The organism is Massilia sp. 01N417 (assembly GCF_056399645.1).
The window spans coordinates 264,407-277,921 of record NZ_JBFTRS010000005.1 but is presented as its reverse complement, the minus strand read 5'-3'; the positions used below and the strand labels follow the sequence as shown (position 1 = coordinate 277,921).

Here is a 13,515-nt window from a genome sequence, read left to right as displayed (position 1 = left end):
ACAGATCCAATCTTACAGGTCCAACACGAGCATGGGCGTCTTCGCCCGCGAACAACAAGGCGTAAACTGGTCGTTCGCCGCCTGCTCCTCCTCGGTCAGGTACATGTCGCGGTGCTCCGGCACGCCCTCCAGCACCCGCGTCAGGCAGGTGCCGCACACGCCCTCTTCGCAGGAATAGGCGATCTCGATGCCCTCGGCTTCCAGCGCCTTGAGCACCGTGGTGCCGGCCGGCACCGTCACGATCCTGCCGTTCGAGGCCAGTTTCACTTCGAAGGCCCGGTCGCCGCCGGTGTCCACCGCCGCCGCGCTGAAGTACTCGACGTGCAGCTGGGCCGCCGGCCAGCCGAGGGCCTTGGCACTTCCCAGTACGTGGTCGATGAAGCCCTGCGGGCCGCACACGTACAGGTGGGTGCCCGCCTGCGGATTCGCCAGCAGCGCGGCCAGGTCCAGCTTCTGGGCGGCATCGCCGCTGTCGTAGTGGAAGTGCACCTGGCCCGCCAGGTGGGAGGCCGCGAGGCGCTCCCTGAAGGCGGCGCGTTCCGGCGAACGCGTACTGTAGTGCATCTCGAAGGCGGCGCCCTTGGCGGCCAGGGTCTCGGCCATCGCCAGGATCGGCGTGATGCCGATCCCGCCCGCGAACAGCAGGGTGCGCCGTGCCTCGACCAGCGGGAAGTGGTTCTTCGGCGCGCTGATGGTCAGCTTCGAGCCGGTGTCGATATGGTCGTGCATGGCCTGGGAGCCGCCGCGCGAATTGGCGTCGCGCAGCACGCCGATCTGGTAGCGGTGCGTCTCGCCGGGCGGATTGCACAGCGAGTACTGGCGTACCAGCTTGTCGCCCAGGTGCACGTCGATGTGGGCGCCGGCCTCGAAGGGCGGCAGCGGCGCGCCGTCCAGGCGCACCAGTTCGTAGCTGCAGATGCCGTCGGCCTCGCTGGCCTTGCGCGCCACGCGCACGTCGAAGGTGGTCATGCCGCTGCCTCCCCTGCCGACTGGCCGGCGTGCTCGCGCGCCAGCCACTGGTCGATGATGCGGCGCGACTGCACGCCGCCGGCGTCGATGTTCAGCATCAGCAGCTTGCGCTCCGGATGGCGCAGGATGTTCTGCTGCTGCAGTTCCAGCATCTCGCGGTCCTCGCTGAAGATCTTGCCCTGGCCTTCGCGGATGGTGCGGGTGAGCTCTTCGTCCTGCGGCTTGAAGTTGCGCGCCATGCCCCAGAAGTACCAGTGGGAGGTCTCGGTTTCCGGCGTGATGAAGTCGACCACGATGCTGGATGCCTTGTGCGCCGCGTCCGCGTGATAACCGCCCTTGCCGGCGTGCGCGACCCCGACCTCGATCATCACGTGGCTGGGCGCGTTGAAGCGGCAGATCTGCCAGCGGTCGACCGGCACGTCGTCGGCCAGGCCGTTGCCGCGCAGGGCCGCCTGCCAGAACGGCGGCGCGCTGATGTTCTCCATGAAGCGGCTGGTCACCACCTCTTCGCCCTCGACCTTGGTGTTCACCGGCGCCTCGTCGATTTCCTTCTGGCCGATGCTGGACGCGTGCACATAGGTCTCGTGGGTCAGGTCCATCAGGTTATCGACCATCAGGCGGTAATCGCAGTTGATGTGATACAGGCCGCCGCCGTAGGCCCATTCGGGGTTGTCGGCCCATTCCAGGTGGTGGATGGTTGCCGGATCGGCCTTGTCCTTCTCGCCCGGCCAGACCCAGATGAAGCCGTAGCGTTCCTCGACCGCGTAGCTGCGGATGCAGGGGAAGCCGCGCACGCGCTGGCCCGGCATGCTGATCGCCTTGCCTTCGCAGCCCATTTCCAGGCCGTGGTAACCGCACACCAGGTTGCCGTCGCGGACGAAGCCCAGCGATAGCGGCGCGCCGCGGTGCGGGCAGAAATCCTCGACCGCCGCGACCTTGCCCTCCTTGCCGCGATAGAACACGATTTTCTCGCCGCAGATCTGGCGGCCGAGCGGCTTGCCGTCGATTTCATCCGGGGTGCAGGCCACGTACCAGGCGTTTTTCGGGAACATCTTTGTCTCCTATTTGTTTGCGATATTCAGTACACTGAATGTGAGAAAAGTATCACGCGTTTGAGCGACGAAGTAAACTACGATCACGAATATTTTGATGGTGCAGCGCACCAAACAGACGGGAACCATGCCGACCAACAACGCACGCGCCATTGACGCCGCACCGCTCGACCTCTATGAACATCCGGGCCACCTGTTGCGCCGCGCCCAGCAGATCGCGGTGTCGATTTTTTACGACGAACTGGGCTCCGAACTGACGCCGGTGCAGTACGCGATCCTGAGCCGCCTGGCCGAGCATCCCGGCATCGACCAGGTATCGCTGGCCGGACTGGCCGCCATCGACACCTCGACCGGGGCGACGGTGTGCGCCCGGCTCGAAGAGAAAGGCTTGCTGGAACGCAAGGTGATTCCGCACAACCGGCGCCAGCGGGCGCTGAGCATCACGCCCACCGGCGCGCGCCTGCTGGCGGCGCTGGAAGCCGGCGCCCTGCGCCTGCGCCAGCGCCTGCTCGCGCCGCTGTCGCCGCCGGAGCAGGCGCAGTTCATGGCGCTGCTGGAAAAGCTGGTGAATGGGAACAATGAGCAGAGCCGGGCGCCCTTGAATCCCCGTCGTCCCCGCGAAGGCGGGGACCCATGCTGAGCAATGCCCGGCATGACGGGTGGTATTACTCCACGCCCGGATCCTTGAACTTCTCGACCTTGTCGAACTCGACGTTGTACACCCCGCCATTCACCTGCTCGGCCTTGCGGATGTAAACCGTCTGCACGATGTCGCGGGTCGCCGGGTCGATGCTGACCGGGCCGCGCACGCTGTTCCAGGACATGCCCTTCATCGCTTCCAGCAGCTTGCTGCCGTCGCTGTTGCCGCCGGTTTTCTTCAGCGCCGCGTACAGCAGCTGCATGCCGTCGTAGGCGCCGACCGCGTGGAAGTTCGGACGCATGTCCTTGTTGGCCTTGGTGAAGGCGGCGACGAAGGCCTGGTTTTCCGGCGACGGATGGGCGGCCGAATAGTGGTGGCTGCTGACCACGCCCAGGGCGGCATTGCCGATCGAGGGCATCAGGTCGTCGTCGAGCACGTCGCCGGTGGCGATCAGGCGGATGCCGGCGGCGGCCAGGCCGCGGTCGGTGAACTGCTTGAGCACGGCCGCGCCCTCGCCCGAGGGCACGAACACGAACACGGCGTCCGGCTTGGCGTCCTTCACGCGCGCCAGGAAGGGCGCGTAGTCCGGGTTGCGCAGCGGCGCGCGCAGCGAGGCGAGGACCTTGCCGCCGGCCTGGGTGAAGTCCTTGACGAAGACCTTCTCGGCGTCGATGCCGGGGCCGTAGTCGGCCACGAAGGTCACCACCGACTTGATCTTGTTCTTCGCCGCCCACTGGGCCAGCGGCGCGGTCACCTGCGGCAGCGTGAAGCCGGTGCGCACGATGTAGGGCGAGCGCTGCGGGATCACCGAGGTGGCCGCGTTCATGACGATCATCGGCACCTTGGCCTGGGTCGCGATCGGCGCGGCGGCGAATGCCAGCGGGGTCAGGCCGAAACCGGCCAGCACCTGCACCTTGTCGCGCGCCACCAGTTCCTGGGCCAGGCGCTTGGTGACGTCGGGCGAGACGCCACCGTCGTCCTTCAGGATGATTTCGATCTTGCGGCCGGCCACGGTGTCGCCGTTCTGCTGCATGAAGAGCTTGACGGCGGCATCGACCTGGCGGCCGGTCGAGGCGAAGGGGCCGGACATCGGCACGATCAGGCCGACCTTCAGCGGCTCGGCGGCGTGGACACTGCCGGCGGACAGGCCGGCAGCCAGCATGGCGGCGCCGAGGACGATGCTGCGGCGGGTGGGGTTCATTCGGTTCATCGGGCTTATCTCCTGTTTATATTGTTTGATTGTCGTGCACTTCGTGCGTGGGCTCGGGGAGCCCACCCTACCGGCACATTTTCTGGTTGCTGCGGGTGTCGTGCGTGGGCTCGGGGAGCCCACCCTACCGGCATCCGCCGTAGGGTGGGCACACCGTGCCCACGCAGATGCGCGCATCCTGAGAACTCAGGCCACCGCCACCAGGCGGTCCAGCTTGTCGCCATCGGCCAGCAGGCTGGCACTGTCGGACTCGTGGACGATGCGGCCGCGGTCCAGCACCATGGCGCGCTCGGTCAGCGACAGCGCCAGGCGCGCGTGCTGCTCGACCACGATCACCGACATGCCTTCGTCGGCGATCAGGCGCCGGATCACGCGCACCAGTTCCTGCACGATGATCGGCGCCAGGCCTTCCATCGGCTCGTCGAGCAGCAGGATGCGCGGGTTGGTCATCAGCGCGCGCGCGATCGCCACCATCTGCTGTTCGCCGCCCGAGAGCTGGTTGCCCATGTTCGCGCGGCGCTCGCGCAGGCGCGGGAAGATCTCGTAGATGCGCTGCAGATTCCACGGACCCGGGCGCTCCACTACCGTCAGGTGTTCCTCCACCGTCAGCGAAGGGAACATATGGCGCTCCTGCGGCACCCAGCCGAGGCCGGAGCGCGAACGCTGGTGGGTCGGCATGCGCGCCAGGTCCTTGCCGGCCCAGCGCACCGCGCCCTTGTGCATGCGGGTCAGGCCCATCAGCGTGACCAGCAGGCTGGTCTTGCCGACGCCGTTGCGGCCCAGCAGGGCCAGGCTGGCGCCCTCCTCCATCGTGAACGAGACGTCTTCCAGGACGATGGATTCGCCGTAGCCGGCGCTCACCCGGTCGAATGCAAGCAGTTCAGGCATGTTCGGCCTCCCCCAGATAGACTTCCTTGACGCGCGGATCGGCCGCGATCTCCGCCGGCGTGCCCTCCGTCAGCACGCTGCCGCCCACCAGCACCGTGATGCGCTCGGCAAAGCGGAACACCAGCCCCATATCGTGTTCGATGAACAGGATCGTGACGTCGCGCGGCAGCTGGGCGATCACCTCGAACAGCTCGCGGCTCTCGGCCTGCGGGATGCCGGCGGCCGGTTCGTCCAGCAGCAGGATGGCCGGCTTGGTGGCCAGCGCCAGCGCGATCTCGACCAGGCGCTGCTTGCCGTAGGCCATGCTGCCGGTGATGCTGTTGGCTTCGTCGGTCAGCTTCAGCGTGGCCAGCAGGGCCATCGCCTCCTCGACCACGTCGGCATGCTTCTCGACCGTCTTCCACCAGACCTTCTGCAGGCCGCGGCGCTCGCAGATCGCCAGCGCCACCGATTCCAGCACGGTCATGCCGGCGAACAGGGTGTTGATCTGGAAGGTGCGGGTCATGCCCAGCTTGACCCGCTCGTGCTGCGGCAGGGTCGTGATGTCGTGCGCGCCAAGCCATACCTTGCCACTGGTCGGCAGCAGGGCGCCGGTCAGCAGGTTGATGAAGGTGGTCTTGCCGGCGCCGTTCGGTCCGATCAGCGCATGGCGCGCGCCGGGCGCGAAGCTCAGCGAGACGTCGGTATTCGCCTTGAAGGCGCCCCACTGCTTGGACAGCGCTTCGGTGCGCAGGGTGCGGTCGTTGGTGCTCATGTCTCTCATGCTTGCTCCTTGCGCGCGGCCGGCTTGAAACGCCGGGCCAGCTTTTCCAGGCCGCCGAGGATGCCGCCGCGTGCGAACAGCACGATCAGCACCAGCAGCAGGCCGATATAGAACTGCCAGTAGGCGGGATCGAGGCCGGAGATGTAGTCCTGCGCAACCATGAACACGGCCGCGCCGACCAGCGCGCCGTACAGGCGGCCGGTACCGCCCAGCACCAGCATGATCAGCAGCTCGGCCGAGCGCGGGAAGCCGAGCGAGTCGAGGCCCACGAACTGGGTGGTCTGGGCCAGCAGCGCGCCGGCCACGCCGGCGATCGCGGCGCCGATGGTGAAGGCGACCTTCAGGCGGCGCTCAACGTTGGCGCCGATCGCCGGCATGCGGCGGCCGCCTTCGCGGATGCCGCGCAGCGACAGGCCGAACGGCGAGTTGACGATCCGGCGCAACAGCACGAACAGCAGGAACAGCACGCCCAGACTGTACCAGAAGGCGGTCTTGCCGTAGAGGTCGAACTCGAAGCTGCCGAACAGCGGCTTCACGACCATGCCGGACAGGCCGTCGACGCCGCCGGTGATGAAGGCCGCCTTGTTGGCCGCCTCGAACAGCATCAGGCCGATGCCGAGGGTGACCATCAAGCGCGCCAGGTCCTGCCCGCGCACCACCAGGAAGCTGACGATGAAGCCCGCCACGCCGGCCACCAGGGCGGCGGCGAACAGGCCGGACACCGGTTCGCCCCAGCCATGCACCGACAGCAGGCCGGCGGTGTAGGCGCCGAGGCCGAAGAAGGCCGCGTGGCCGAGCGAGACCATGCCCGCATAGCCCAGCACCAGGTCGAGCGAGAGCGCGAACAGGCCGACGATCATGATCTGGCTGACCAGCACCAGGTGGTTCGGGAACAGGAACCAGGACGCCACCGGCAGCAGCCAGAACGCGATCTCGAGCGGCTTCCAGCGGTCGTTCGGCAGGCGCGCCAGGGCGGACGCCGCGGCCGGCGATGCCGGGGCGGCCGGCTTGGCGGAAGACGCCAGCTTAGTGTCGATGGGTGCGCTCATGCTTTCCTCCTGACGAGGCCGAAGGGGAAGAGGATCAACAGCACCACCATCAGCGTGTAGATGACGAAGGCGCCGACTTCCGGCACGTAGTACTTGCCGGCGACGTCGAACACGCCGAGGATCAGGGCGGCGATCAGCGGGCCCTTGATCGAACCGGCGCCGCCGACGGCCACCACCAGCAGGAAGTAGACCATGTACTTGACCGGGAAGCTCGGGTCCAGGCCCAGCACGTCGATGCCCAGGCCGCCGCCCAGGCCGGCCAGGCCGGAACCGAGGGCGAAGGTCAGGCTGAACACGCGGCTGACGTTGATGCCCAGGCCCGCGGCGGCGGTCTGGTTGTCGACCGAGGCGCGGATCTGGGCGCCGAAGCGGGTGCGCTCGATCAGCAGCACCAGAGCGGTGGTCACCAGCACCACCACGCCGATCAGGAACAGGCGGTAGACGCCGAGGTCCAGACCCAGCACGTGCACCTGGCCGCGCAGCCAGTCCGGCAGGTTGACCGGCTGCTGGGTCGGGCCGAACAGCCAGGTGGCGCCGGCCACCGCCATGAAGGTCAGGCCGATCGAGAACAGCACCTGGTCGAGGTGGCTGGCCTTGTACAGGCGGCGGTACAGGGTCCGCTCCAGCACCAGGCCGACGACGGCGGCGGCCAGGAAGGCCAGCGGCAGGGTCGCCAGGAAGGGCAGCCCGAGCCGGGACAGCAAGGTCACGCAGACATAGCCGCCGATCATGGCGAAGGCCCCGTGGGCCAGGTTAATGAAGTTCATCATGCCCATCGTTACCGATAGGCCGACGCTAATCAGGAACAACAGGCTGCCATAGGCTATCCCGTCGAACAGCACGCCGATCATATTGCCGATCATGGCTGCCTCCCGTCTGTCTCGTGTCGCTTGTCCATGCTTGTCTCCTGCTACTCTTCTTTTCTAAACCTGCTTTATACCCGTTCGATCACCATCGCGATACCCTGCCCCACGCCGATGCACATGGTGCACAGCGCATAGCGGCCGCCGGTGCGCTGCAGCTGGTACAGCGCGGTGGTCACCAGGCGCGCGCCGCTCATGCCGAGCGGATGACCGAGGGCGATGCCGCCGCCGTAGGGGTTCACGCGCGGATCGTCGTCGCGCACTTTCAATTCGCGCAGCACCGCCAGCGCCTGCGAGGCGAAGGCTTCGTTCAGCTCGATGACGTCGATCTGGTCGATCGTCATGCCGAGGCGCTCCAACAGCTTCTTGGACGCCGGCGCCGGGCCCATGCCCATCACGCGCGGCGCCACGCCTGCAGTCGCCATGCCGACGATGCGGGCGCGCGGGGTCAGGCCGAACTGCTTGACGGCGTCGGCATTCGCCAGCAGCAGCGCGCAGGCGCCGTCGTTCACGCCCGAGGCATTGCCGGCGGTGACGCTGCCTTCCGCATGCACCACGCCCTTCAGCTTGGCCAGCGCTTCCAGGCTGGTCTCGCGCGGATGCTCGTCGCGGGCGAAGACGACCGGGTCGCCTTTCTTTTGCGGGATCGTCACCGGCACGATCTCTTCGTCGAACAGGCCTTCGCGCTGGGCGCGCGCCACCTTCTGCTGGCTGGCCAGTGCGAAGCGGTCCTGGTCTTCGCGCGACACCTTGTAGTCGACCGCCACGTTCTCGGCCGTCTCCGGCATCGAATCGGTGCCGTACAGCTGCTTCATCAGCTTGTTCGGGAAGCGCCAGCCGATGGTGGTGTCGTAGATCTGGGCGTTGCGCGAGAAGGCGCTGTCGGCCTTGTCCATGACGAAGGGCGCGCGGGTCATCGATTCGACGCCGCCGGCGATCATCAGGCGCGCTTCGCCGGCGCGGATGGCGCGCGCGGCGATGCCCACCGCATCCATGCCGGAGCCGCACAGGCGGTTCACGGTGGTGCCGGGCACTTCCTGCGGCAGGCCGGCCAGCAGCGCCGACATGCGGGCCACGTTGCGGTTGTCCTCGCCGGCCTGGTTGGCGCAGCCGAAGATCACGTCGTCGACCTGGCTCCAGTCCACGCCGGGATTGCGCTTCACGAGTTCGCGCAGCGGGATGGCGCCGAGGTCATCGGCGCGCACGTCCTTCAGCGCGCCGCCGTAGCGGCCGATCGGGGTGCGGATCGCATCGACAATGAATGCATCTTCCATGGTGTTCCTCATTGCTTGGGTTGTACGAGCGGAGCTTCGGTGACGGCCTGCAGCTCCTCGAAAGTCAGTCCCGGCGCCATCTCGCGCACGACCAGGCCCTGCGGGGTGACGTCGAGCACGGCGAGGTCGGTATAGATGCGATTCACGCAGGCCACGCCGGTCAGCGGATAGCTGCAGTTGCGCACGATCTTGCTCTCGCCGGTCTTGGTCTGGTGGTCCATCATGACGAAGACCTGCTTGGCGCCGATCGCCAGGTCCATCGCGCCGCCCACCGCCGGGATCGCGTCGGGCGCGCCGGTATGCCAGTTGGCCAGGTCGCCCTTTTCCGACACCTGGAAGGCGCCCAGCACGCAGATGTCGAGGTGGCCGCCGCGCATCATCGCGAACGAGTCCGCATGGTGGAAGTAGGCGCCGCCGGTCAGCAGGGTCACCGGCTGCTTGCCGGCGTTGATCAGGTCCTCGTCTTCCTCGCCGGGCGCCGGGGCCGGGCCCATGCCGAGCACGCCGTTCTCGCTGTGCAGCAGCACTTCGCGGTCGGCCGGCAGGTAGTTGGCAACCTTGGTCGGCAGGCCGATGCCGAGGTTGACGTAGGCGCCTTCGTGGATGTCCTGGGCCACGCGCGCGGCGATCTGGTCGCGGGTATAACGGTTCATGCTCATGCTGCCTCCTTCACCACGCGCTGGACGAAGATGCCCGGCGTGACGATGACTTCCGGATCGAGTTCGCCGAGTTCGACGATCTCGCTCACCTGGGCGATGGTGGTCTTGGCCGCCATCGCCATGACGGGGCCGAAGTTGCGCGCCGTCTTGCGGTAGACCAGGTTGCCCCAGCGGTCGCCGCGCAATGCCTTGATCAGCGCGAAGTCGGCGTGGATGGGCGACTCCAGCACGTAGTTGCGGCCGTCGATGACGCGGGTCTCCTTGCCTTCGGCCAGCAGGGTGCCGTAGCCGGTCGGGGTGAAGAAGCCGCCGATGCCGGCGCCGGCCGCGCGGATGCGCTCGGCCAGGTTGCCCTGCGGGGTCAGCTCGAGCTCGATCTCGCCGGCCCGGTACAGGGCGTCGAAGTGGTGCGAGTCGGCCTGGCGCGGGAAGGAGCAGATGATCTTGCGTACCCGTTTGGCCTTCAGCAGCGCCGCCAGCCCGGTTTCGCCGTTGCCGGCATTGTTGTTGACGATCGTGAGGTCGCGCGCGCCCTGCGCGATCAGCGCGTCGATCAGGCTGGAGGGCATGCCGGCATTGCCGAAGCCGCCGATCATCACCGTCGCGCCGTCGTGGATATCGGCGACCGCCTTCTCCAGCGATTCGAATGTTTTATCAATCATGGTTCCACCTTGTCCGTGCGCCGGATCTGCCGCCGCACTTGAAATCGTGCACTTGAAATTCCCGCTTCGTTGTTCGATAATCGCACACATGATCGATTACCGTCCATCCAAGTGTATCGGCAGGCTGGCCGGAAGGTCAAGAAAAAACACCAACCCGACGCGAAAACCCACCCGCCCCTGTTTTACAATCGCCGCCATGACAAAAACGACCACCAAGACCACGGAGCCCGCCGAACCGGCCGAGGCTATTGCTGCGCAGGAAGAGCGCGAGCCGACCATCGCCGAGCAGATCGACGCCCTGACCGACCCCAGCTTCATGACCTCGCTGGCGCGCGGCCTGGCCGTGGTGCGCGCCTTCAGCGATTCGCGCAAGCCCCAGACCATCGCCCAGATCAGCCAGAAGACCGGGATCCCGCGCGCCGCCGTGCGCCGCTGCCTGTACACCCTGCAGCAGCTGGGTTACGTGGACGCGGAGCTGAACAACTTCTCGCTGCGCCCCAAGGTGCTCACGCTCGGCTATTCCTACCTGTCGTCGACCCCGCTCACGGTCTCCAGCCAGCCCTACCTGAACAACATCAGCCGCGAGCTGGGCGAATCGAGTTCGCTGGCGGTGCTGGAGGATGGCGAAGTGCTGTACGTGGCGCGCTCGGCCGCCTCGCGCGTGATGTCGGTGGCGCTCAACACCGGCAGCCGCCTGCCGGCCTACTGCACCTCGCTGGGACGGGTGATGCTGGCCCACCTGCGGCCGGACGAGCTGGACGCCTACTTCGCGCGCGTCAAGCTGCGCCCGATGACCGAGCACACGGTGGTCAACCAGAAGCGCCTGCGCGAGCTGCTGGCCGGCGTGCGCCAGGACGGCTACGCGCTGATCGACGAGGAGCTCGAACTGGGCCTGCGCTCGATCGCCGTGCCGGTGCGCGGCGCCTCGGGCCAGGTGCTGGCGGCCCTCAACGTCGGCGCCCAGGCCGCGCGCGTCACCGTGGAACGGATGAAGCAGGAGTTCCTGCCGGTGCTGCTGCGCGGCGCCCAGGAGCTGTCGGTGCTCCTGCCCTGAAAAGGCCGCGACCTTTTAATTTAGAAGGTATGACGCAGGCCGGTCATGACACCGTTCTGGCCCAGGCCGGCGCCCACGGTGCCGCCGGCATCCAGGGCCACCGCCGAGGTGCCCTTGTTGGCCATGCGGCCGATCGAGGCGTACCAGGCGGTGCGCTTGGAGAAGTTGTAGGTCAGGCGTCCCACCAGCATGTTGACGTCCGAGCTGGAGTTCTTGGTGTCGCGGCGGGCGACCTGGGCGTCGATGACGTAGGCGCCGATCGGGTGGCTGACGCCGATGTAGTAGAGATCGGATTCGGTGCGGCCGGTGGCGGCGTGGGTGTCGCGGTCGATCAGGCCGGCGCCGATCTTGGTCGCGCCCAGCATCACGTAGCCGTTGAGGGTGGTGCGGACGTCGGTGTTGTCGCTGCTGGTCAGGCCGCCGGCGGCGCCGGTATTGCCGTACATGCGGTCGTAGGAGGTGTTCACGCCCCAGTCCTTGACCTCGTAGCCCACCAGGGTCGTGTACTGGCGGCAGGCCCGCGAATTGCCGGCGACCTCGCCCGGGCAGTTGGTGGCGGCCGGTCCGCCGGCGGCGGAGGCGTCGCGCCCGAAACTCCAGGTGGCGCCCACCACGAAACCATTGAAGTTGCCCATGTAGCCGATCGCATTGTCGCTGCGCGCATTCGGCAGGTAGGCGTCGATGCTGCCGACCGCGAACAGGTGCGGTCCCAGCACGTCGGACTTGAGCTGCGAGATATAAGTCATGTTCAGCTGGCGGCCCAGGGTGATGGCGCCCCACGATCCCTTCAGGCCGACGTTGGCCTGGCGTCCGAACAGGCGGCCGCCCTGCTGCTGGGTGCCGGTGTCCATCGCCAGGCCGTTTTCCAGTACGAAGAAGGCCTGCAGGCCGTTGCCGAGGTCTTCGGTGCCACGGAAGCCGATACGCGACGGGAAGGAGCTGGTCAGCGAAGGCATCTTGAACATGTTGTCGCCGGCGGCGTTCACGTTGGTCATGTAGGCCACGCCGCTATCGACGATACCGTAGATCGTGACATTGGTCTGTGCGCCGGCGGCGGAAGCGGCGAGGCCGCAGGTCAGCGCCACTGCGCTGCAGAGGGTGTTCTTCATTGTGTCTCCTAGGATTAATTATCTGCGTTCGATTATCGAACAAGTTGTTGCTTATCGAACGCTAAATAAATACTATGTTCGGTAGCCTGATAATGTCAACAAGATACGTGCAATAAGACAACACCCAACCACAGGAGACATGCATGAAGCGCAGGACCCTCGCAACCGCAATCGCCACGCTGGCCGCCATGAGCACCCTGGGCGCCCTGCCCGCGCAAGCCCAGGACACCATCAAGGTGGGCGTGATCGCCGCCTTCTCCGGCCCCTTCGCCGACTACGGCAAGCAGATGGAAGGCGGCATCAAGGCCTGGATGGCCCAGCATGGCGACACGGTCGCCGGCAAGAAGATCCAGGTGATCTACAAGGACACCACCGGTCCTTCGCCGGAAATCGCCAAGCGCCTGGCGCAGGAACTGGTGGTGCGCGACAAGGTCGACTTCCTGGCCGGCTTCGGCCTGACGCCGGAAGCGCTGGCGGTGGCGCCGATCGCCCAGCAGGCGAAGAAGCCGATGATCGTCATGAACGCGGCGACGTCCATCATCACCACCAAGTCGGACTACATCGCGCGCTTCTCGATGACCCTGCCGCAGATCTCGGCGCCGATGGGCGACTGGGCGGTCAAGAACGGGATCAGGAACGTCGCCACCGTGGTGGCCGACTACGGCCCCGGCATCGATGCCGAGAAGGCCTTCAGCGAGCGCCTGCAGAAGAACGGCGGCAAGGTGGTCGAGGCGATCCGCGTGCCGCTGAAGAACCCGGAATTCGCACCCTTCATCCAGCGCATCAAGGACGCCAAGCCGGACGCCGTGTTCGTGTTCGTGCCGGCCGGCGAACAAAGCATCGCCTTCATGAAGGGCTACCGCGAGCGCGGCCTGGCGGAAGCCGGGATCAAGGTGATCGCCACCGGCGACCTGACCGACGACCACGTGCTGCCGGCGATCGGCGACGCCACCCTGGGCGTGATCACCACCTTCCACTACTCGGCGGCCCACAAGTCGCCCGAGAACGATGCCTTCCTGAAGAGCTTCGCGCAGGCCAATCCGAACGGCGGCCGTCCCAACTTCATGGCGGTGGGCGCCTATGACGGCATGCATGCGATCTACGAGGTCAGCCAGAAGCTGGGCGGGAAGATCGATGGCGACAAGGCCATGGCGGTGCTGAAGGGGATGAAGTTCGAGAGCCCGCGCGGCCCGGTCGCGATCGACCCGGCCACCCGCGACATCGTGCAGAACGTCTACGTGCGCAAGGTCGAGAAGGTCAACGGCCAGCCGTACAACGTCGAGTTCGACAAATTCCCGAACCAGAAGGATCCGGGCAAGTAAT

General features: G+C 66.8%; 14 protein-coding genes. 3 read left to right on the top strand and 11 right to left on the bottom strand.

Annotated features, from left to right (window positions below; all coding sequences use genetic code 11):
- Positions 1 to 12: 12 nt before the first annotated feature.
- Both AC1DOQ_RS08165 and AC1DOQ_RS08160 read right to left on the bottom strand, forming a co-directional pair.
- Positions 13 to 969 carry a PDR/VanB family oxidoreductase gene (locus AC1DOQ_RS08165; RefSeq protein WP_477362005.1) on the bottom strand — a complete coding sequence of 319 codons (957 nt, stop codon included), beginning with the start codon at positions 967 to 969 and terminating at the stop codon, positions 13 to 15.
- Positions 966 to 2,021 (bottom strand): aromatic ring-hydroxylating dioxygenase subunit alpha, encoded by a 1,056-nt coding sequence (locus AC1DOQ_RS08160; protein ID WP_477362003.1) that lies wholly within the window; start codon positions 2,019 to 2,021, stop codon positions 966 to 968. The genes AC1DOQ_RS08165 and AC1DOQ_RS08160 overlap by 4 nt, the downstream gene beginning before the upstream one ends.
- 127 nt (positions 2,022 to 2,148) lie before the next feature.
- Between AC1DOQ_RS08160 and AC1DOQ_RS08155 the strand changes: the two genes are divergently transcribed.
- A complete protein-coding gene (locus AC1DOQ_RS08155; RefSeq protein ID WP_477362001.1) occupies positions 2,149 to 2,661 on the top strand; it encodes a MarR family winged helix-turn-helix transcriptional regulator in 513 nt (170 codons plus the stop codon).
- A 25-nt stretch (positions 2,662 to 2,686) separates the two neighbouring features.
- On the opposite strand, the gene AC1DOQ_RS08150 is transcribed toward AC1DOQ_RS08155, so the two are convergent.
- The 8 genes from AC1DOQ_RS08150 to AC1DOQ_RS08115 form a co-directional block, all read right to left on the bottom strand.
- Positions 2,687 to 3,862, bottom strand: coding sequence for an ABC transporter substrate-binding protein (locus AC1DOQ_RS08150; protein ID WP_477362051.1), 1,176 nt, complete (start codon positions 3,860 to 3,862; stop codon positions 2,687 to 2,689).
- Positions 3,863 to 4,057: 195 nt separating this feature from the next.
- Positions 4,058 to 4,759 carry an ABC transporter ATP-binding protein gene (locus AC1DOQ_RS08145; protein ID WP_477361999.1) on the bottom strand — a complete coding sequence of 234 codons (702 nt, stop codon included), beginning with the start codon at positions 4,757 to 4,759 and terminating at the stop codon, positions 4,058 to 4,060.
- Positions 4,752 to 5,513 carry an ABC transporter ATP-binding protein gene (locus tag AC1DOQ_RS08140; RefSeq protein WP_477362049.1) on the bottom strand — a complete coding sequence of 254 codons (762 nt, stop codon included), beginning with the start codon at positions 5,511 to 5,513 and terminating at the stop codon, positions 4,752 to 4,754. Before AC1DOQ_RS08140 ends, AC1DOQ_RS08145 begins: the two co-directional genes overlap by 8 nt.
- A gap of 5 nt (positions 5,514 to 5,518) precedes the next feature.
- Positions 5,519 to 6,571: a branched-chain amino acid ABC transporter permease gene (locus AC1DOQ_RS08135; protein ID WP_477361997.1), complete on the bottom strand. Its 1,053-nt coding sequence runs from the start codon at positions 6,569 to 6,571 to the stop codon at positions 5,519 to 5,521.
- Positions 6,568 to 7,434, bottom strand: a complete 867-nt coding sequence (locus AC1DOQ_RS08130) for a branched-chain amino acid ABC transporter permease (RefSeq protein ID WP_477361995.1) — start codon at positions 7,432 to 7,434, stop codon at positions 6,568 to 6,570. The genes AC1DOQ_RS08135 and AC1DOQ_RS08130 overlap by 4 nt, the downstream gene beginning before the upstream one ends.
- A gap of 71 nt (positions 7,435 to 7,505) precedes the next feature.
- On the bottom strand, positions 7,506 to 8,708 hold the full coding sequence (gene pcaF, locus AC1DOQ_RS08125) for a 3-oxoadipyl-CoA thiolase (RefSeq protein WP_477361993.1): 1,203 nt from the start codon (positions 8,706 to 8,708) through the stop codon (positions 7,506 to 7,508).
- An 8-nt stretch (positions 8,709 to 8,716) separates the two neighbouring features.
- A complete protein-coding gene (locus AC1DOQ_RS08120) occupies positions 8,717 to 9,361 on the bottom strand; it encodes a CoA transferase subunit B (RefSeq protein ID WP_477362047.1) in 645 nt (214 codons plus the stop codon).
- 2 nt (positions 9,362 to 9,363) lie between these two features.
- A complete protein-coding gene (locus AC1DOQ_RS08115; protein ID WP_477361991.1) occupies positions 9,364 to 10,029 on the bottom strand; it encodes a 3-oxoacid CoA-transferase subunit A in 666 nt (221 codons plus the stop codon).
- A 196-nt stretch (positions 10,030 to 10,225) separates the two neighbouring features.
- On the opposite strand from AC1DOQ_RS08115, the gene AC1DOQ_RS08110 reads away from it, so the two are divergent.
- On the top strand, positions 10,226 to 11,083 hold the full coding sequence (locus AC1DOQ_RS08110; protein ID WP_477361989.1) for an IclR family transcriptional regulator domain-containing protein: 858 nt from the start codon (positions 10,226 to 10,228) through the stop codon (positions 11,081 to 11,083).
- Positions 11,084 to 11,103: 20 nt separating this feature from the next.
- On the opposite strand, the gene AC1DOQ_RS08105 is transcribed toward AC1DOQ_RS08110, so the two are convergent.
- On the bottom strand, positions 11,104 to 12,192 hold the full coding sequence (locus AC1DOQ_RS08105) for a porin (RefSeq protein WP_477361987.1): 1,089 nt from the start codon (positions 12,190 to 12,192) through the stop codon (positions 11,104 to 11,106).
- Positions 12,193 to 12,335: 143 nt separating this feature from the next.
- Between AC1DOQ_RS08105 and AC1DOQ_RS08100 the strand changes: the two genes are divergently transcribed.
- Positions 12,336 to 13,514 (top strand): ABC transporter substrate-binding protein, encoded by a 1,179-nt coding sequence (locus AC1DOQ_RS08100; RefSeq protein ID WP_477361985.1) that lies wholly within the window; start codon positions 12,336 to 12,338, stop codon positions 13,512 to 13,514.
- Position 13,515 lies beyond the last annotated feature (1 nt).